15 protein-coding genes are annotated in these 19,789 nt (G+C 45.3%); 1 reads left to right on the forward strand and 14 read right to left on the reverse strand.

Annotation, left to right across the window (positions count from 1 at the left end):
• Window positions 1-8 precede the first annotated feature (8 nt).
• The 7 genes from ACIFSR_RS06175 to ACIFSR_RS06205 form a co-directional block, all read right to left on the reverse strand.
• Entirely contained in the window at window positions 9-785 is a 777-nt protein-coding gene (locus ACIFSR_RS06175) for an ABC transporter ATP-binding protein (RefSeq protein ID WP_430055806.1), read from the reverse strand.
• Between the two features lie 231 nt (window positions 786-1,016).
• Window positions 1,017-1,616 carry a TetR/AcrR family transcriptional regulator gene (locus ACIFSR_RS06180; protein ID WP_430055809.1) on the reverse strand — a complete coding sequence of 200 codons (600 nt, stop codon included), beginning with the start codon at window positions 1,614-1,616 and terminating at the stop codon, window positions 1,017-1,019.
• A gap of 140 nt (window positions 1,617-1,756) precedes the next feature.
• Window positions 1,757-2,578 (reverse strand): class I SAM-dependent methyltransferase, encoded by an 822-nt coding sequence (locus ACIFSR_RS06185; protein ID WP_430055812.1) that lies wholly within the window; start codon window positions 2,576-2,578, stop codon window positions 1,757-1,759.
• 41 nt (window positions 2,579-2,619) lie between these two features.
• Complete coding sequence (locus ACIFSR_RS06190; RefSeq protein ID WP_430055814.1) at window positions 2,620-4,083, reverse strand: stalk domain-containing protein; 1,464 nt, start codon at window positions 4,081-4,083, stop codon at window positions 2,620-2,622.
• Between the two features lie 20 nt (window positions 4,084-4,103).
• A complete protein-coding gene (locus tag ACIFSR_RS06195; RefSeq protein WP_430055817.1) occupies window positions 4,104-6,491 on the reverse strand; it encodes a FecR family protein in 2,388 nt (795 codons plus the stop codon).
• On the reverse strand, window positions 6,488-8,251 hold the full coding sequence (locus ACIFSR_RS06200) for a CHASE2 domain-containing protein (RefSeq protein ID WP_430055819.1): 1,764 nt from the start codon (window positions 8,249-8,251) through the stop codon (window positions 6,488-6,490). Before ACIFSR_RS06200 ends, ACIFSR_RS06195 begins: the two co-directional genes overlap by 4 nt.
• Before the next feature lie 26 nt (window positions 8,252-8,277).
• Window positions 8,278-10,893, reverse strand: a complete 2,616-nt coding sequence (locus ACIFSR_RS06205; protein WP_430055822.1) for an SLC13 family permease — start codon at window positions 10,891-10,893, stop codon at window positions 8,278-8,280.
• Between the two features lie 202 nt (window positions 10,894-11,095).
• Here ACIFSR_RS06205 and ACIFSR_RS06210 point away from each other — a divergent pair, with 202 nt between their 5' ends.
• Window positions 11,096-11,518, forward strand: coding sequence for a DUF4395 domain-containing protein (locus ACIFSR_RS06210; protein ID WP_430055825.1), 423 nt, complete (start codon window positions 11,096-11,098; stop codon window positions 11,516-11,518).
• Between the two features lie 53 nt (window positions 11,519-11,571).
• Here ACIFSR_RS06210 and ACIFSR_RS06215 read toward each other — a convergent pair whose 3' ends face one another.
• From ACIFSR_RS06215 to ACIFSR_RS06245, 7 genes are all read right to left on the reverse strand, one after another.
• A complete protein-coding gene (locus ACIFSR_RS06215) occupies window positions 11,572-12,558 on the reverse strand; it encodes an oxidoreductase (RefSeq protein ID WP_430055828.1) in 987 nt (328 codons plus the stop codon).
• A 183-nt stretch (window positions 12,559-12,741) separates the two neighbouring features.
• Entirely contained in the window at window positions 12,742-14,046 is a 1,305-nt protein-coding gene (locus tag ACIFSR_RS06220; protein WP_430055831.1) for a 6-phospho-beta-glucosidase, read from the reverse strand.
• Window positions 14,031-15,026, reverse strand: coding sequence for an N-acetylglucosamine kinase (locus ACIFSR_RS06225; RefSeq protein ID WP_430055834.1), 996 nt, complete (start codon window positions 15,024-15,026; stop codon window positions 14,031-14,033). The genes ACIFSR_RS06220 and ACIFSR_RS06225 overlap by 16 nt, the downstream gene beginning before the upstream one ends.
• Window positions 15,027-15,175: 149 nt before the next feature.
• Window positions 15,176-16,825, reverse strand: a complete 1,650-nt coding sequence (locus ACIFSR_RS06230) for an extracellular solute-binding protein (protein WP_339206308.1) — start codon at window positions 16,823-16,825, stop codon at window positions 15,176-15,178.
• A 59-nt stretch (window positions 16,826-16,884) separates the two neighbouring features.
• Window positions 16,885-17,778 (reverse strand): carbohydrate ABC transporter permease, encoded by an 894-nt coding sequence (locus ACIFSR_RS06235; RefSeq protein WP_076268524.1) that lies wholly within the window; start codon window positions 17,776-17,778, stop codon window positions 16,885-16,887.
• Window positions 17,779-17,800: 22 nt separating this feature from the next.
• Complete coding sequence (locus ACIFSR_RS06240; protein WP_339206306.1) at window positions 17,801-18,754, reverse strand: ABC transporter permease; 954 nt, start codon at window positions 18,752-18,754, stop codon at window positions 17,801-17,803.
• Window positions 18,755-18,897: 143 nt separating this feature from the next.
• On the reverse strand, window positions 18,898-19,764 hold the full coding sequence (locus ACIFSR_RS06245) for an AraC family transcriptional regulator (protein ID WP_076268526.1): 867 nt from the start codon (window positions 19,762-19,764) through the stop codon (window positions 18,898-18,900).
• Between the last annotated feature and the right edge of the window lie 25 nt (window positions 19,765-19,789).

The raw sequence follows: 19,789 nt of genomic DNA on the forward strand, positions 1-19,789 counted from the left end.
ATAGTTTATTAAATATCCGCGCCTTGATCGATTTCCGGCCCCTCAACCTTCTCAAACTCACCCAGCACCTTGTGCCGCATCTCTTGAAAAGCATGGCCTGCTCGTTTCCGAGGATACAGCAAATCAATCGGCAATATTTTTCGAATATGACCCGGACGCGGATTCATAATGACGACTCGCTCGCCCAGAAATACCGCCTCATCCAAATCATGTGTCACAAACAACATCGTCGTTTTGTTTTTCTGCCAAATATCAAGCAGCACCTCTTGCATATGCGACCGAGTAAAAGCATCCAATGCGCCAAACGGCTCATCCAGCAGCAATATATCAGGACTGCGAAGCAGCGCTCTTGCAATAGCTACACGCTGCGCCATGCCTCCAGATAACTCACGAGGATAAGACTGTTCGAAGCCCTTCAGCCTTACAAGCTCGATGAGCTCATCTACTCGCTTACGAACCTCCGGCTTGCGAAGCGATAAATTTGCGGCTATATTTTTCTCCACCGTTAACCAAGGGAACAGCCTCGGTTCTTGAAAAATAAATCCTTTTTCTATGCTCGGTCCTTCAATCGGTTTTCCATTCAGCAATACCGTTCCTTCATAACCGGTATCGAGCCCTGCTACAATTTTGAGCAATGTGCTTTTGCCGCAGCCGCTCGGTCCAATAATCGCAATAAATTCCCCTTGTTTCACCTGAAGCCCAATGCGATCAAGCGCAATGACATCTCCCGAGGGTGTTGCAAATGTCTTATTAAGTTCATGTACTACGAGCATCTCCGCCGCCATAAGCTGCCCCTCCTATTCAATATTGCATTATTAATACCCGATTACTTGGTATTATGGTAAAATAAAAAGACTTAACGCGTATAATAACTAACGTTAAATCTCCAGTGGTCTGGTCGATTCGCCCATATGTCAAACCAATCTACAATTTGAATGTTCATTCGGTTTGTTATGTTGCTTATTTTGCGGTATCATTTCAACTTTGTCAACATTTTTTTCGCATGCCTAAAAAAGCTATTTTTTGATCTCAAATAATCGAATAATCGCCTCAACATTCATCTCCACCTTCACCTCATAATCCGGCGGACGCTGGAGTGTCAGGCCTTGAATAAGGCTTACAAAATAAAAAGCAAGCTGCAAGGGGTCTTCATTAATAATGATCCCCCTACGTATGCCCTCACTCATAATATCAGCGACAGGGCCTAGGTTTACTGTAAAACGGTCCGTGATCGCCTTCTTAATGTCTGGCGGAGTAGACTCGGATAACCTTGCCGTATGCATGAGAATCGTAAACGCCCAGTTCGTCTCCAATGATAGCCAAGAGGTAAGCATTGCCCTAAGCTTAGCGATCGGTTCCATATCCATGGCCGCTAAATCGGTTACATACTTCCCATAATTCGTCTGCCCCGAGCGCAGCACCTCGCTGAATATCTCTTCTTTCGAAGCATAGTAGTGATAGACATTACCCACACTAACCTTTGCTTCTTTCGCTATATCTTGAATGCTCGTTAATTGAAAACCATTAATCGCCATAACCTTCAGCGAGCAGTCGAGAATATGCTGCATCTTTTTTTCACGCATCATTTTATCTTTTTCTACATTTCTAGGTGACAAGCTAAGTCCTCCTTACAATAAATCACACTTAACCTGCATTATACATGCAAATACGTTTTGCGGTCATTTTAGCAATAAAAAAAGAAGGCAACCTTGTCCTCACGACAAGACTGCCTTCTGCATTAAGCGCTAATAATGCTCTATTTTACACCTATCCGCATGCGGTAGCTGAACATGATATCAAGTGTTCTTCCCGCAAAATAACGCTCGACACTGCTGCGATAGCTCTGCAATTGCTCTTCCAGCGCCATCGAGCCAAGCTTGAAGACCGCTTGAATGCCGCCTTGGCTAATAGCTAGACCAATATAACGCTCTGCGTCGCAGCGCTCCATGTTATGGAACACGATTTCTTTGGAGAAACGGAAGAGACCACTGTTATGAATTTGAATTAAATGCTGTTCCTTATCTCGTTTGCTCGCTTGATCCTTCTCTGGGATATGAGCAGCAATAATCTCCTCAGAACGATCCATAAGCTGCTTATATTCTAATTCGACAGCCCAGTGCAGCGTTGGAGGCCAATCGCAATCATAGGCGGCAAACACACCTTCCGACTTCAGAACGCGGGCAAATTCAGAGAGCGTGCTGACGGGCTCCATCCAATGAAATGACTGCGAGCAGGTTACAATATCAACACTGTCCGCATCTAAATTAAGCTGGTCAGAATACCCTTTGATGAAGGAAATTGATTGGTCCTCGGGGAGCTTAGACAAATGAGCCAGCGCTTTGCTTCTCATATCGTCATTTGGCTCAAAACCTACAATTCGCTCCGCATTCCCGAGCCATATAAAGGAGGACAGCCCCGTTCCGCATCCAACATCCGCCACAACGCTTGGCACTCTTCCCAAATAACTTGTCAAAATATTTACAACTGCGGCAGGAGCTTTCGGACGATGCTGGTCGTAATCGTTTTGAAAGCCTGAGAAACGGTCTACATTATTTTGCGAGCGATTTTCCAAAGTCATTGTACAGCCTCCATTCCAGCGATAGGGAATTTTGCTACTTATTACTCACTACTCATAATAATAGCATTGTATTCACTATCAAAAGCAAACAAAAATGAAGCGGCATCAGCTAAATATTGTGCATCTACGTATAAAGTGCCTTTTTCAACAATAACCGTATGCTTCGCATTTACTTTTAGTGAAAGCTTCCAGTTGTTTTTGGTCAGCTGCACTTCCTTGGCCGCAGCATTCCACTTTATGTTCGCTCCCCATGCACCAAAGACAGCTCTCACAGGAAGATATGTTTTTTCTCCGCTCTTAAAAGGCTTTTGCGAAGCAGTGAATTTCACTTGCTTATTATCCAGCCATACTTGAATATCTTTGCTCGCCGGCAGCAGCTCCGTACCTGCAATCAGTTCTTCTTTCGTACGAATAGGATTGAGAGCCTTAGGATTCACCGCCAGCACCTTTACGCTATTGTTTAACGTGTCGGCTACGTACAGTTTTCCGCTCAAATACAGCAAGGAAGACGGTTGATTAAACTGCGCTTGTTCAACCTCTCCAACTTTATCGCCAGGCGCGCCTTGGCCTGCAATTGAAATGACTTTTCCATCCGCTTGCAGAGCACGAATTCGGTTATTCAAGCTGTCTGCAACAAACAAAACCCCATCGGCAAATGCCAGCCCGCGCGGCCGATTAAACCGCGCTTCAGCGCTTATGCCATTCCCATAGCCGCCTGCCATATAACCGGTAAGCGCATCGACAGCTGTCGGTTTTCCAGCTACCGTCTTGACCTTTCCATCATAAATATAACGAATAAGATGATTGCCGCTGTCAGCTACATATAAACCGCCCTTATCATCGAATACAAGCCCCATCGGTTCATTAAATAAAGCTTGCGCTGCGCTTCCGTCCTTGTATCCGCCTGTTTCGCCAGCAACTCCAGCAAAGGTAGATGTTACGCCTTCGGGAGTGATGACACGAATGACATGGTTTAGGGAGTCTGCTACATAAACATTGTCTTTGCTGTCTATCGCTAATCCCGTTGGGGAGTTAAACTGCGCATCGCCAAATTTGCCGTCTTTATTTCCTGGCTTGCCATTTCCCGCAGCCGTGTATACTCGATCGTTTACAATTCTGCGCACAACGTGATTGTCGGTGTCACTTACATAAATGACACCCTTGCTGTTCACTACAGTAGAAGACGGTTGATTGAACGTTGAATTGGCAATCGTCCCATCGAAATAGCCCGCTTCCGTCTTTGTCGTAACAGGAGTAAGCTTCTCATTTTGCCATTTGCTAATCTGATTGCTGCCCGAGCCTACAACAATGATGCTCCCACCAGGGGCAGAAGCCAGCCCCCAAGGTTGGCTTGCTTTCTCGATGACATTGGCAACTTTAGCGACGTTCTCCGTCTCTCTTATTTCTACTGGCTGTTCATTCGCCGCGAATGCTGTTGCATGAAACGAAACTAGCATCGTCGCAAGCGCCGTGCTTGCTGCTAGCCATTTAATATTGCTTTTCATAGAATTGCTCCTTTCGATATTTAATCTATAGTTATTGGCATTATAATATGGAAGGGTATAATTATCTCATCAATTTGTTCCTCTTTTTTCATAATGGGTATTGTAATATTTCCCTCGCCTCTTGCTAGTTCCATACTGAAATAGAATCCTTTAAGTATGAGTTTTGTATACTCACCATCATTCTCGAGCTCATATGCATCGCTATCTAGCGGCATATTTTCAAACCCAAAGCAAGATGGCTCTTCCGCACAAAAATATCCATTAATTATTATCTCTCCCAGTTCATAACCGTGTGTGTAGATGAAAAGCTCCTTATCCTTCACTATAGCGGGTCTGTTCTCAAAATCTACGAATCTAGGAGAGGCAGTTACTTTGCTATCTAAAGAGAAATGCTGTTCGTTTTCTTGAAAATCACCATTAACTGGGTTCTTCCAAGCATTCGGTTTTACATACACATCAATATTTGAGTTGTATGCAATGGGATCTTTAAGCTTTACAATGAGCTGCGTTTGATTATCTTGGTCAACAGCAACACTCTCAATATCCGTTATGTCGAGGAGGGGCAGCTCCGCATTTCTACATGTTCTACCCTCTGGAAGCTCTACCGCGTCGCATTTATAAATTATCAAACCATCTTTTGGAAAATAATTCCCAAAAGCAAGGCCCGTAGTAAATGGAAGCACTAACGTATACTCATCCTCCATAAATGCCGCATAGGTTAAAGCCTCCGGAGGATTAGCTACCCGTACTGTAATATCAAGCTCTAGAAAGTTTTCAACCTGACCATTACTGCCATTCATTAAAGAAATACTTAAGCGATATGCTCCAGGCCGTAAATTGCCTTCGGCAAAATAATTTCCTTTTAACATAACCATTGCCGTATCAGGACCAGTCATGCTAAATAGTAAGGCACCGCTAAGGTTATATTCAAAAAACGGGTAACACTCCTCCGTTTCTTCAACTGGGCAAACTCTAGTTATTCTGATGTACGGGGAGTTCCCCTCAGAAGGCCATTCAGGCATTCCATAACCAAAAGTTCTAAAGGATATAGTTGTGTTGTAATCGGTTTTCCCTAAAATAAATTCAATTGGCGGGTACTCACTGTTATTTATAAATTGAAACCCTTGTTCCATTTCTCCTCTTGCTGTAACTTGTTCATTCGTCTGCACATCATTGGTTTCCGAATTTTTTAATTTATTTTCATAGACCGTTATACGAATTATAGAGCCGTATTGCACAGCTTCTTTTAATTTAACCACCAGCTGATTAGGTTCAGATGGATGTATATCAACCGTCTCAACGATATCTAGACTTTCAAATTCACCAGCGTCATCCTGACGCACCTCAAATTTGACGATATTTGCACTAGAATCATTAAGAGCAAGTGCTGTCGTAAATGGCAAAATAAACGTTTTATCATTTTTCATATACAATTCTAAATGATTATAAAACATCGTTAAATCTAGCGTTGGCGGCACAGGTTCTGGCGTTGGTGTTGGCGTCGGTGACGCTGTTGGCGTTGGCGTCGGTGATGCCGTTGGTGTTGGCGTCGGTGACGCCGTTGGCGTTGGCGTTGGCGTCACGACTGGGTTTCCGCCTCCACCGCTGCTGCCGCCTGTTCCCGCATTGTCCTCATATACAATAGTAGAGTTGGATTGTGATCCTCCACTACCGCCTGCAGCTGCCGCCGCTTCCTCTTGTTTTTTCTTTTCAATGAGTGCTTTAACTTGCTCAATTAATGCCTTATCCGCTTTGGCGTCCTTTTGAAGCAGCAGAAGATAATGCTCCAGGCCGACCAACGGAAGATCGAGATAATTCAGCTTTTCCTTTACTCCTGCCCCATCTTTATTCAGTGGCAGCTGTTCATTCGGATTAACCGTCGTCTCGTCCGTTAGCCCTGGACCATGCTTCGTTTTTACTGCGCCTTCAAATACACCCAAGTAGCTCTCGTTATTCTCATACGTAACGGTAAACTGCGTCCCCATAACGCCCATAATGGCAGTTGGCGTCTCGATCTCAAACCTAGAATCGCCGTCAAGCTTCTTCTTAATCGTGACAAGAACCTTTCCCTTCAGCAGGCTTAGACTCGTTTTGCCGCCCAGTGCCTTTGCACTTTTGACCAGTTCACTTACAACAAGCGTGGTATCCGTGCCAATCGTGACTTCTTTATCGCTGTCCAGGTCCATCGTTATTTTCCCATCACTGCCGGTTAGTATCGTATCGCCTTTTGTTATAGCCATTCCTTTAAAAGCATTAAATTTTTTGGACCCGCCGCTCTTTTTCACTTCCGCTTTGCCTGAAATGGTCGTTATTTTCCCCGCCTTTTCCGTATCCTTCGCAAAAACAGATGTCGGCATAATAATGGCCATGACTAGCAAAGTCACAAAAACTAGCTTTAACGTCTTCATTTTAGTCCCTCCAATTCATAGATTGAGATGCCCTGTTCTTTTCCTTTTACCTTGATCTCACCAAGAGCCTTCGCAATAACACGATCTTTAACCACCTGATAGACCGCATCGCTCATAATTATTTGGCCAGGCTTCGCATTGCTCTCCAGCCTAGCTGTCGTATTAACCGTGTCTCCAATAGCGGTGTAGTCCATCCTGCTCTTCGAACCTATGTTTCCGAAGACGGCTGGCCCCGTATGAATGCCAAGACCAAACTTCACACCAAAGCCAAATCGTTCAATTAACTTGCGCTCCAATGCGGCTGAGCCCTCTTTCATTGCCCACGCCGCTTCCACCGCTCGCATTGGATGGTCTTCAAGAAGCAGCGGCGCATTGAAAATTGCCATGGCTGCATCACCGATAAACTTATCCAGCGTACCTTCGAATTTAAAGATGCAGTTAGCGGCAAGATCCAAGTATTCATTTAATATTTCAACGATTTCCTCCGGCATCGCCTTCTCTGAGAGAGGCGTAAAGCCGCGAATATCGACAAAAAGCACAGTTAACTCACGGCGCGTTCCGCCCAGCTTTAGGCCCTCTTCACCATTTTTTAAAATCTGGTTAACGACCTCAGGCGCCACGTATCTGCCGAATATATCCGTCACTCTGCGCCGCTCCAGCAATTCCTCTACGTAATGGAACCCAACGACAATGATGCAACTAATAATCAGCAGCGGCACCACATAGCCGATTGATATGATGATTCCCTGACCGTACAAGTAGCTGCTTCCTACTACAAACGCAACAAGAATAACCGCAACCGCCAAAAACGAGATAAGCATATTCCACTTTCGGAATAAGAAGTAGGCAAGCGAAGCCGCAAGGAGCAAAATCAACGCATTCCATTTCCAATTAAGCTCATGCTTAAGATCATTTTCGAGCAGAGCCTGAATAATGTTCGCGTGTATTTCCACCCCGTACATCATTTTTTTCACCTGCAATGGCGTCAGGTACTCATCCTTAAAGCCCGTGGCATACGGTCCAATAAGCACAATGCGATCCTGAAAATACTCCGCAGGTACATCCCCATTCAGTACAGCAGCGTAAGGAATCGCTTCATATTGCCCCGGCCGCTCCGTATAGGGAATATGAAACTGTCCAAATGCATCAAGCGGAAGCATATCCGCACTTACACTTTTGCCTTGGCGCTCCATGTACATTTTATAAATTGTCCAAGAAAAGCTTTCAACCTGCTCGCCTTCATACATAAAACGATATAAAGAGTTGCGTACAACGTGGTCGCGGTCCGGTATCGTGTTGATATGCCCAACCGCCGCTGCCGCTTCCTTAAGTGCCGGAAACGGCTCAGATATTTCAAGTGCGTCGATTGCGCCCTGCTTGGCTGAAGCTTCAAATGTCCCATATACGGGAAATACGACATTGCCCGCATTTTCCACTGCGCTGATTAGCGCTTCATCCGATGATGGATCATCTGCCGACGGTGCAGGAAAAGTGACGTCAAACGCAATAACTGCCGGTTTTCCCTCGGAGAGCATATCGACCAATTGAGCATGAACATTTCGATTCCAAGGCCAACTCCCAAATTCACTCACACTTTCATCGTCAATAGCGATAATGGCAATTTGAGTTTCGACAGGGCTTTCCTTTTGCATAAAACGATCTTGGAAAAAATAGTCCATTCGATCAAATGTTCCTCTATACAGGAAGAAAATAGCCAGTACAGCAAGCAGGCCCATAATATGTATAAGCTTTATTTTCATAATATCCTCCTTTCCCTTCTTTTCCGTCAAATGAGATGAAGCCACTTCCAATATGGAACACAGAGCACAGCTATAAGCAGCACTGCAAACGCATAACCGAGTGCAAGCTTCCCGGCTTGACGATGGGTAAACGCTTTCCCCTCCGAGCTGTAATAGGCAGTTAAATAGGTAGGGGACTGATAGGCAAAGAAAAACGGATCTGTTGCAAGCAATATGACAAACACGAGCACCCAAGGATGAATGCCTACTGTTTCTCCTAAAGGAACAATAGCGGTTATAAGTAAAATAACAGCTGGATCATCTCGAATGACTAGCGTAACGATAAAGGAAACGAGAATGACTGCAACAAGGAATAAGGCAGGCGTGCTGACAAAAACAGACATATGCTCTCCAAGAAAGGAGGATAACAGCTCAGCAATTCCTAGCTGCTCGGCGACGCCCGCAAAGCTAAATGCAGCCCCTAGAAACAATAAAAAAGTCCAATCTATTCCGGTAGAAATCGTCTGTTTATCAAGCACGCCGCTAATAACCAAAACCGCAAAACCCATCAACATAATCCATGTACTCTCAATCCCGTGAAGCGGTTGAAGCACCATAAGCCCAATGCAGCATATAATCGTCCAGACCGATACTCGCTCATCCTTTGTTAGCGGGCCAAGAAGCTTTAGCTGTTCACTCAGAACTTCGCTTGTGACAACTTTGGCAGGCTCGAGATTACGGAACATAAAGAGCAATACGATAATCAACACAGTGCCAAAAATAACAAACCCCGGCAGCGCATACAATAACCATTGCAGCCACGATACCGATTGCTCTGTAGAAGCAAGGCCATAAGCCATAATATTGGTATATGAGCCTGTCATAACAAAAGGCGCGGTAAAGCCAAAGAAAATCATAGCAATCAGCCCAAGGCCAGCGGCTCCCTTGCTCCTCTCTTCAAAGCCGAGCGATTCCGCGAGCGTCTGTGCCATCGGAACGCCAAGCGATACCTTGGCAGAGGATGAAGGAAGCAGCGGATTAAGCAGGACCCCGCCTGCAATAATGCCCCAAAGCTGTCCGCGGTAATGGGCAGGAAATCTTTTTAAAGCATGGAGCGCAAAGCGATAAGAAATTCCTGATTTTGTTATTACCGCACTTATCGCCATAATAGAAATCATGAAGAGCCACGAGCTTGACGCAAATCCCGAGAGTGCCGTTTCCGGAGAGGCAACGCCCCCCAGCACCCACAGCATAATCATGCCAAGCGCCACAATGTAATCCGGCATAATCGGAACAATCCACATAATGACTGCGGCTAGCGCAATTCCGATAAACCGCATGCCCGCCTCAGATAAACCGCCAATAGGATCTAATAGGAAAGAAAGTATAATGCAGAGCAGCGCCGCCATGACAGCCCCTGCTTCTGCAGCACGATTCCCCTTCAACAAACGTCCGGCGCCTTTCACGAGCACCTCGCTGCGTTTTCTAGCCAGCTTTTGTTTGGCTAATCCATACGCCCGATCAGCATCCGGCAATTCAACTTTATTGAAGGATAAAGTGCTTGCTAATGCATCCGCCAGCTTCAAGTAATCCAACGCTTGATTGTTTCTGCCAACACGTCTGCTAAGCTCCGTTCCGCACTCGTACAAAAACAAAAGCTCATGCGATTGAAATTTGTTAGGCTGATTTAAAGAGGCTTCTATAACAGCAAGCCCAATTTCCGGCGCATTTTTCTCACAGTAAGGAAGATAGGTTTGCAGCACCGTGTAATTTCCTGCGAGTATATCTCTAGGACAGCGGCTAATGGTACGAAAAAGTTCTGCGCGCTGATGATCCGTAACCTCTCCTTCTATGCGAGCATACGTGTCTAGCGCTGCTGGCCAGTTCCCTTTATCCGCTTGGATCATGATGAATGCCACCCAGTTGCCTTGAGAAACATACCACGAGGTCGCTTTTTCCAGCCAACCAGCCATCTCCTCGTACCCATAACGTTCCTTGCTTATATCATTAAGAACCGGCTTAATACCGCTTGCAAGAGTTAACCATTCCGATGTTAATGGATCATCTTGAAAGCACTCCCGAAGGAAGAGATTGTCTGAAAGCTCCCTTTGCATTGTCATGCCATAGGTATGCTCCACAAGCCCTCTGCTAATAAGAGGAACATGTGCGCACCACTGCAGAAACCGAGCCGATAGCTCGCGCAATTGTCCAAGCTCATACGCAATTCGCTCGGATTCCGTTTTCTTAGATGCTTGAAGCTTCGCATTCGTTGCGATCAATCGTTGCGAAAGCAGCTTGATGAAATAGGATGAGAAAATTGCATTCTCAGCAACAAGGCGATCAAACATCCTGCTGTCAATGATATGCAGTACAGCATCCTCCGCAGCTACGGCCTCAGCAGACCGCGCTTCCCCAGTAAGCAGAGCCATTTCACCAAAAACCTCGCCTGGCCCAAGCACGGCAAGCGAACGCCGAACGCTGTCATCCGTTTTTGAGAATAGCTCAATCGTGCCGCTTTCTATGATGAACATTTGATCGCCATGCTCGCCTTGATGGAACAACCTCGTTCCCGCAGGAATCTGTTGTTTATCAAGCATCCCCAGCAGCTTCGCAAGCTCTACATTAGAGAGCCCTTTAAACATATCGATACCTGTGAGCTTCACTAATCTATCTACCTCTTATCAAAGAAATTAGTTCTTTAGTATTATTAATCTATTATATATGAATATTGAAAAAAATTGGTAGTTATCGAAAGTTGTCATTTAATAATATTTTTGATCGATTAATCATTTGGTTATTGCCAAAAGAGCTTAAATTATCTACTATTAAATTATATAAATCCAATAAGGAAAGTTGGTTTTTATAATGAAGGAGATTCCCATTCCATTTGTTCGAAGTAACCAAGTCGGTATCGTTGCCGTGCTTCTTCTTGCGATAGGCCTGCAGTTGCCTTGGCTTATTGCAGCACTATGGATTATTCAAATAATTGGACTTATTTTCGGTCCCAAAGCTAATTTATTCATTATTGCGGCTCGCCCTTTCCTAAACGGTCGAATTTCTTCCGCACAAACAGAAGCAGCTGAGCTGCAGCGCTTCAACAACTCCCTAGGTGTAGGTTTCCTCACCTTCTCGCTGCTTAGCTTTATGCTCGGCTGGTCTGCAGCTGGTTATATATATGCTGGAATGATGGGAGCTGCTGCGCTAGCCGCCATTCTCGGCTTTTGCATCGGCTGCACAATCTATTTTCAATACAAGCAATTCCGCGCACGGCGATTAAAGCGAGGTTAGTTTTGACACTAAAGAGCAATTGCCCGCATGAGGGCAATTGCTCTTTTGTATCGTTATAGCTTTACAATGGTTCTGCCTTTGGCTTGCCCATTCAAGAGAGTAGCTACCTGGTCGCTCACCTGTTCCAGACTAATTTCCGAGAATAGTTCGCCCAGCATACTTGGCTTATAGGCATCAGCCAATAGCGCCCATATTTTGCTGCGAATCTCCATCCCTGCCATGACAGAATCAATACCGATCAGCCGTACTCCTCTTATGATGAATGGGTATACGGTCATCGAAAGGCCCGCTCCGCCTGTCAAACCGCTCGCCGCTACGGTGCCGCCATATTTTAATTGAGACAGCACCGCGGTTAATGTCTCCCCGCCCACACAATCAATAGCTCCTGCCCATATCTGCTTGTCCAGAGGCTGCTTGGAACCAGATAGAAGCTCTTCTCTAGGCAGAATTCGCTTCACGCCTAAATCAAGCAAATACTGCTGCTTATCCAGTTTCCCCGTGCTCGCTGCCACCTCATACCCAAGCTTAGCCGCAATTGCAGCAGCAATACTGCCTACTCCTCCAGTTGCACCAGTAACGAGAATAGGACCATCCTCAGGCCGAATGCCATTTTGCACAAGCTCATATACGGACAATGCCGCAGTAAAACCTGCCGTCCCCAGTATCATGGCTTCCTTCATCGACAAACCTTGCGGCAGCTTGATTGCCCATTCCGCAGGCACACGGGCATATTCACTAAAACCGCCGAAATGATTGACACCGAGCCCATATCCCGTGACCACAATTTCGTCGCCCTCTTGGAATCTCTCATCCTCACTTGATACAACCGTGCCTGCCAAATCAATGCCAGGTACAAAAGGATAGCTTTTTACAATACCGCCATTAGGCAAACAAGCTAACGCATCTTTGTAATTCACACTGGAATACGCAACCTTAATAAACAATTCACCCTGCGGCAAATTGTTTAAGTTCAACTGCTGCGTGTTTGCGATAATCTCATTTTCTACTTTGTTAATCACAAGCGCTTTAAAAGATGACATATACGCAACCCTCCATTATATAGGCTTATAAACAAGCTGAAATTATACGGAACCTATGCCTAACTCATATTTAATTCTAATGTAACAGTTATTGCGGGCGATTGCGACTGAGCTTACTAAGCGCAAAAAAAAGACGTCTCTCACCCTATTCGGCGAAGACGTCTTCGTTCATTCATATTCTGCTTACTCTGCAAAAAACTGCGGCAAATACGCTTTGTTCTGCTCCAGCATTTCATCCAGCATACGCTGCGCGTCATTCGTTGAATCAACGAGCGGGTGATGCGCGAGTGCCAGCAATGCCGTATCCCTATTGCCGGATACAGCAGCCTCAATAGCCAGCTGCTCATACACTTTCACAGCATGAATGAGTCCTTTCGCTGCCGCTGGCACAATAGCTACAGGCTGCGGAATTGGACCTTCCTTCGTAACGACACAGTTTACTTCAATACAAGCGTCATCCGGCAGAAAGTCCAGCACCCCTTGATTTGGTACGTTTAAAGTTTGAATATCACCGCTGTCGTTATATAGCGAGTTCATCAGCTTTACAGCCGCCTCCGAATAATAAGCACCGCCGCGCTGTTCAAGCTGCTTTGGTTTCTCCGACAGATTCGGGTCCTTGTAAATTTCGAACAGCTCGTCCTCAAGCCGCTGAACCGTCTCCGCCCGCGTTTCACCTTTGGCAGCCGCTGCTTGCTGCTCGGCCAAGATTTCGCGCTGCAAATAAAAATATTTTAAATAATAGGACGGGATTGCTCGCAATGAACGAAGCAGACTGCCATTCCAAGCATATTGAGGTACGTTTTTGGCGGAGTACCCGTCTTGGTTATTCAAGAGCTCATCCAGCTTGGATTCACCATTAACTGTAATGGAGCTAATCCAGTGCAGGTGATTAAGCCCAGCGAATTCGCATTGGATTTGCTCTACCGGTACTTGGTACAACGATGACAGCCATTTATATGCAGCTATTGGAGAGTTGCATAGCCCAATCGATTTGATGCGTGAATGCTTATGGATAGCCTCTGTAACCATGCCGGCCGGGTTGGTGAAATTAAGCAGCCATGCCTCTGGGCAAAGCTCCTCCATATCCTTGCAGATTTCAAGAAGAACAGGAATAGTGCGCAGAGCCTTCATCATCCCGCCTGCACCCGTCGTCTCCTGCCCAATCATATTGTATTTGAGTGGAATAGACTCATCCCAGCCGCGCGCTTCCAATCGGCCGACACGCATTTGCGTCGTTACAAAGTCAGCATCCGCCAGCACCGAGCGTCGATCCAGCGTCAAATCCAGCTTAATAGGCAAGCCTGATTTCTCAATCATGCGTTTGGCAAGCTGACCGACAATAGACAGCTTATTCCGTCCCTCCGGTATGTCTACCAGCACAATTTCCGTCACAGGAAAGGTCGCATAATTTAATATAAAACCTTCAATTAACTCTGGCGTATAAGAAGATCCTCCGCCAATAACGACTACCTTTAATCGATCACCCATTCTGCTTGCGCCTCCTTCACTGATAAACATTGTTGTAAACAAGCATATACAGACTCTTCAATAGAAGAAGTCGTTTTATCCATAGCTAATAAAATCGCGCCTGCCACAGGCTCCATCGTCAACACGGTCAAGCTGCAATTTGGAGCTGCCCGTTTCACATGCTCCTCCAAATAAGGCGCAACGTAGCGGCTGTCGCCACGGGTCAGCACACTGCCAACCATAACGAGATCAAATACATCATGATTCATATTCAGCTTCGAGATGACAGCACTCGCTGTCATGCCAAGCTCTTCACCCTGCCTCTGCAGAATGCTACAAGCTACCTCATCCTTTTGCTCCGCCGCTTCAAACAGCAGCTTCGCAAGCTGGTGAGGAATCATCCTGCCCTGATTCAAGTAGTCGTGGAACATATTTTCAACGGTGTCGTAGCCTAGTTGTTCAAGGGTCAGATCCGTAAGCAAGGTAGTTTGCCCTCTCCCCTCCCATGAGCGTATAACTGAACGAAAAACTTCCACTGCCAGCAAGCTTCCTCCGCCAAAATCACCGAAAGCATAACCGAATCCGCCGCATTGCAAGCTCTCGCCATGGCGATTAACGCCAAAGCTGTTTGTCCCGCTGCCGCATATGACAACAACCCCATCCGGCTGCTTCGTACCGGCTCTCAGACCGATTACCGTATCGCAAACGATCTCGTAGTTTTCAAACCCAAGCTTCGCGATCATCGGCCTTAATATTTGAAAGTCAGCCTCGCGATCTGCTCCCGCCAAACCAAATACCGCGTACGCAATTTGCTCCTGTGTTACCTTTGCATGCATCATGGCATGGATAACAGCTGCCTGAATATTGCTTCTAGCAAGCTCTACTCCTAATTGATGATTGCCGCAGCCGCTCTCACTAGCGCCCACAACCCTCCCCATTTCGTCACATACAACAGCGATCGTTTTACTGCCTCCACCATCCACACCCAAATAATATGTCAATTATATTCTCTCCCATGTGAATACTTGGTTTTAAAGGCTATTCTCTTCTCGCCATGCATGCAAACTAATCGCTTAAGCATGAACAATAGAGAATATAGCCTCCAATCCCACTGCTGCAGTTGTAACCAGCTAGCCTGTAATTAAAACCACTATTTTTTTAATTTGCTTACGTTTTCTTGCCACTTCTCTGTCTTGTATTTCAAAAGCTTCTCATAACCAGCTTGCTGTGCATCGGCTTCAGCCTTATCCAAAATTTGATTAACTTCTGCATCGGAGGATGCATTCATAATCGCTTTCGCTCTCGACTTCTCATAGATTGAGAATACGCTTGAACCAACGATGCCCTCATCTGTATCTCCAGCAGGGTCCAAGTTAACGAACTCTGTCGTATCGAGCTGCGTTTTCCACGTAATTTCCGATTGCCAGTACGTTTCCCAGCTCCGTTTCTCCACAGGCAGCGTGGATTCAAACTTCATCTTCGAGTTGTCTACATATACCGTATTTCCTACCCATTGAAAGTTAACGATTGAAGCCATTAATGCCTCGCGCTCTTCCACGTCATTTACAAACTTATCGGTGAACAATGGCGCTTCATCAGCATCCACTCCATCCCAATAAATCCCCTCTGGTCCCCACATACTAAGGCGCTGTCCTTCTGGACCCGTGAACCAATCCAAAAATGCGAAGATCGCTTCTGGGTTTTTGGCCGCTTTCGTAATGACACTGACGTTCCAGCCTAGCTGCTTGTAATCGCCAGGGAATATTTTGTTTTTATCAAGTCCCGCTTTATGAACCGGCCATGTGATGAAATACCCCGCACTTGGGTCCTTTGCCGCTAATAGCGCATTCCCCTTCGCACCATACTCCGTCGGGCTGGAAGCCGCGTAAACCGCTATTTTCCCCGTTACAATCTTCTGCTCGACCTGCTCTGCCTTTTGCGTAAAGCTATCCTGCGAAATCAGTCTTTCACGGTATAATCTGCTTGCGTATTGAATCGATTCCCGGTAGACAGGATCTGTAAAGATCGATACCAGTTTATCGCCTGACGGTACAGCCATCATTGCATTGTACGTATAAGGACGATTTTCAGCAAAAGCGGATGCCATAATATCGATACCCGAAGCGCTTTGTCCTACTTCCAGAGGGACTACATCCGGATATTTCTCTTTCACCAGCTTCAAGTAAGCATAAAGATCGTCCGTTGTTTCCAAGCTCGGCTTGCCAAGCTCATCATGGATCTTCTTGTTTACCAAATAACCTGCATTGCCATTAGGCTGCGTCGTATACCAGTTTGGAAACTGATACAGCTTGCCGTCGGATGAGCGAAGCATATCAAGCGTAGCCTCACCAGCCCATTTCTTTAAATTCGGATATTTATCTAAGTAATCGTCAAAAGCAACGAGCATTCCTTCCGAGCGCAGCTTCTCTACGTCTGCGTTGCGCTCCATCCAGATCACATCAGGCAGTTCTCCCGCTACAATCATCGTGTTGAACTTTTGTTTCGCATTGCCTCCTGAGCTGATTGGCACCACATTTACTTTCTTATTCTCCTTAATCCATTTCGTCGATAAATCGTCGCCCCAAGGAGGCATCGTATACCAATCATAATGGCCGTAAAAAGAAAACTCGAGCGGTTGATCCCCCAGCACAAACGCAGCTTTGCTTGAATCCGGCTTGTTGTCGGTTCCTTCCTTTACCCCGGAATTCGCCCCATTATTGCTTGAACATCCTGTTAGTGCAAGTACAACGACAAGTGTGATTGACAATGCTGCATGAAAAGCTTTACTGAATTTAGCCATCGCTTAAACTCCCTTCTGCTTGTCTATCTATGGTTAAAGCTGACGCTTTAAACCCTTGGTTATTCCTTCAAAGAACCAACGAGAACGCCCTTCACGAAATACTTTTGTACAAAAGGATACACACATAAAATCGGAACAGTCGCCACCATCATGGTTGCCATGGATAACGACTTTGAAGTTACCGCCTTCATTGCACTCATTCGGCCTTGTGCCGCTGAATCCATTTGGGACATTTGCTCCAGCATAATATTGGAGTTCAATATTTGCTGCAGCTTCGTTTGAATCGGCAATAGGTTAATATCTGAAATATAAAGACTCGGTGAAAACCAATCATTCCAGTGATACACCGCCGTGAACAACGAAAGCGTTGCAATGACAGGCCCCGATAGAGGAAGAACAATGCGAAATAAAATACCCCAGTTGCTGGAGCCGTCAATTTGTGCCGATTCCTCGAGTCCATTCGGTATGCCAAGAAAGAAGGTTCGGAAAATGATCATGTTCCATACGCTGATAATTCCCGGTATGATCATAACCCAGAACGAATTCATCAAATGAAGCTCACGTATGAGCAGGTAGCTCGGAATTAATCCGCCGCTAAAGTACATGGTCAACACGCAAAAGATCATGTAATACTTTCGTCCAACTAAATTTCGCTTACTCATTCCGTAAGCAAAAATCGCTGTTGCTGCAATGGATAGGAGCGTACCTATGACCGTACGAAGAATAGAAATAATAAATCCATCTATAAGTCGTTTGTCCTTGAAAACGACCTCATAATTGTCTAGCGAGAAGACGCGCGGCCAAAATGTAATTCCACCGAGCATCGTATCGGTTCCCGCATTAAAGGAAATCACTGCAGCATTCCAGAATGGATAGAAGGCTGTGAAGCCTAACACAAACAATAGAAAATAGTTGACTGCCATAAATGTTTTGTCGCCAAAGGATAATTTCATCGTTTCGCCGCCCTTTCTCTCTTTACCACAAGCTGTTGCCTGACCGGCGAGCCAAATAGTTTGCTCCTGCTAATAAACCGACGCTAATAATCGCTTTGAATAGACCGGCAGCCGTTGCATAAGAGAAACGGGAATTTTGAATACCCAGCCTATACACATAAGTGTCGATAACATCACTTACATCGCGCAGCACAGGGTTCCCAGCTAGTAGCAAAATATCTTCAAATCCGGCATTCAACAGGTTGCCAATTGCTAATATCGAGAACACAACAACAACGGGCATAATCGATGGAATCGTAATCGTAACTATTTGTCTCACTCTGCTGGCTCCATCAATTGAAGCCGCTTCATACAAGTGCGGGTTAATGCCTGCAATAGCAGCTAAATAAACGATAGAAGCAAAGCCAATTTCCTTCCAAACACCGGTTGTGACAAGGATCGCCCAGAAATACTCCGGCAAGGATAAGAAATTGATTGGCTCTTTAATGAGATTCACGGATTCCAGCAGCATATTTAAGCTTCCGTTATCGGTGGATAACATCGATATAACGAAGCCCGATACGATAACCCATGACAAGAAATGAGGCAAATAGCTAACCGTCTGAATAATTCGTTTAAACGTACGGTTATTAATCTCATTCAGCATCAGTGCCAATACGATTGGCGCTGGAAATCCAATGCCCAGCTTCAGCAAACTGATGACGAGTGTATTTCGCATAACCACCCAAAACTCGGGAGCATTAAAAAACATTTCAAAATGTTTAAACCCTACCCACGGACTGTGCATGAACCCTTTGAAAATGCTGTAATCCTGAAAAGACATCAGCACCCCATACATGGGAATGTAGTTAAAGACAAAAATGAAGAGCAACGCTGGTATAACCATGAGCTGAATATCCCATTGTTTGATAAAGCGTTTCGTCTGCCCGGGCTGCTTGTACACATGCTGTTTGGTTTGTAGATCTGTTTGCAGCATGCTCCCCCCCTTTTTTTCTAATGTTAGTTAAAGTAACATAAATGCGTTATCCATTCGTCATGTGTTTATTTTATCTTTTCCGCTGTGTTGATTCTCCTCTTAAACGATTGATAACTAACACTATCTTACTGTTTCCAAATGATTTAGCCTCTTGCGATTTTCGGGCAGGAGCCAATGTGCTTCTTAAATAAACGGTTGAAATTAGATAAGCTGCGAAAACCGCATTCCAGTGCGATTTCTGTAATTTTCATATCGCTGGTTTCGAGCAGCATGACGGCATGCTCTAAGCGAATATGAATCAAATAAAGCAGCGGAGGCGTCCCTACTGTACGCCGGAAAATATCGCTAAAACGGGAGGGGCTTAAGTAAACAAGTCCTGCGAGTTCCTCAAGCGTCCATGGATATGCAAAGTTTTTTTGCATGTCGTAAATGACCTTGCGCATTTTGTCCAGCTGCCTTGCACCGATGCTATCCTTTCCCCGATTTAACCCCTCTCTGCGGAAGTAACGATTTACGCATGCATGAAAGCGGATTAAATTTGAATAAACCAAAGAACCGTAAGAGGTTTGCTCCTGATCATGTTCATCCTGAATTTCAAGAAGCAGGCTTCTAAGCTCGTTCATATGAGGCTCATTGCGGTCCAGCAAATTAGTGAAATGGACCCCCATTTCCTTATAGGGATGCAAAATTTCTGAATCATAACGGACAATATTTAGCAGCCAAGAAGCATCAAAGCAGATCACTTGCATGACCAAATCCTTGGTTTCGTAAGCGCAGTGCAAATCATTCGAGTTAATAAGCAAGATATCACCCTCTTGAAACTCAAACGTTTGCCCGTTAATGATGTAATAGCCGGTTCCTGATTTAATTAAATTGATTTCAAGCACATCATGCCAATGAAGCTTCTGATAGGTCGCATTGACGCCTATCGTTTCCAATACTTGAATGGGATAATGCTTAGCCAATATGAGCTTTTCTTTCGGAATATCCATATTTAACAACTCTGTCATAAAAACCACTCCTCGGCATGAAAAT

Origin of the sequence: Paenibacillus sp. NRS-1760, from assembly GCF_050467785.1 — a bacterium.
Lineage (GTDB): Bacteria > Bacillota > Bacilli > Paenibacillales > Paenibacillaceae > Pristimantibacillus.

What these genes read in the sequence shown, in the direction of transcription:
- ACIFSR_RS06175 (WP_430055806.1), bottom strand. Translation starts at nt 785, where the DNA reads ATGGCGGCGGAGATGCTCGTAGTACATGAACTTAATAAGACATTTGCA.
- ACIFSR_RS06185 (WP_430055812.1), bottom strand. Translation starts at nt 2,578, where the DNA reads ATGACTTTGGAAAATCGCTCGCAAAATAATGTAGACCGTTTCTCAGGC.
- ACIFSR_RS06190 (WP_430055814.1), bottom strand. Translation starts at nt 4,083, where the DNA reads ATGAAAAGCAATATTAAATGGCTAGCAGCAAGCACGGCGCTTGCGACG.
- ACIFSR_RS06195 (WP_430055817.1), bottom strand. Translation starts at nt 6,491, where the DNA reads ATGAAGACGTTAAAGCTAGTTTTTGTGACTTTGCTAGTCATGGCCATT.
- ACIFSR_RS06200 (WP_430055819.1), bottom strand. Translation starts at nt 8,251, where the DNA reads ATGAAAATAAAGCTTATACATATTATGGGCCTGCTTGCTGTACTGGCT.
- ACIFSR_RS06210 (WP_430055825.1), top strand. Translation starts at nt 11,096, where the DNA reads ATGAAGGAGATTCCCATTCCATTTGTTCGAAGTAACCAAGTCGGTATC.
- ACIFSR_RS06215 (WP_430055828.1), bottom strand. Translation starts at nt 12,558, where the DNA reads ATGTCATCTTTTAAAGCGCTTGTGATTAACAAAGTAGAAAATGAGATT.
- ACIFSR_RS06220 (WP_430055831.1), bottom strand. Translation starts at nt 14,046, where the DNA reads ATGGGTGATCGATTAAAGGTAGTCGTTATTGGCGGAGGATCTTCTTAT.
- ACIFSR_RS06230 (WP_339206308.1), bottom strand. Translation starts at nt 16,825, where the DNA reads ATGGCTAAATTCAGTAAAGCTTTTCATGCAGCATTGTCAATCACACTT.
- ACIFSR_RS06235 (WP_076268524.1), bottom strand. Translation starts at nt 17,778, where the DNA reads ATGAAATTATCCTTTGGCGACAAAACATTTATGGCAGTCAACTATTTT.
- ACIFSR_RS06240 (WP_339206306.1), bottom strand. Translation starts at nt 18,754, where the DNA reads ATGCTGCAAACAGATCTACAAACCAAACAGCATGTGTACAAGCAGCCC.
- ACIFSR_RS06245 (WP_076268526.1), bottom strand. Translation starts at nt 19,764, where the DNA reads ATGACAGAGTTGTTAAATATGGATATTCCGAAAGAAAAGCTCATATTG.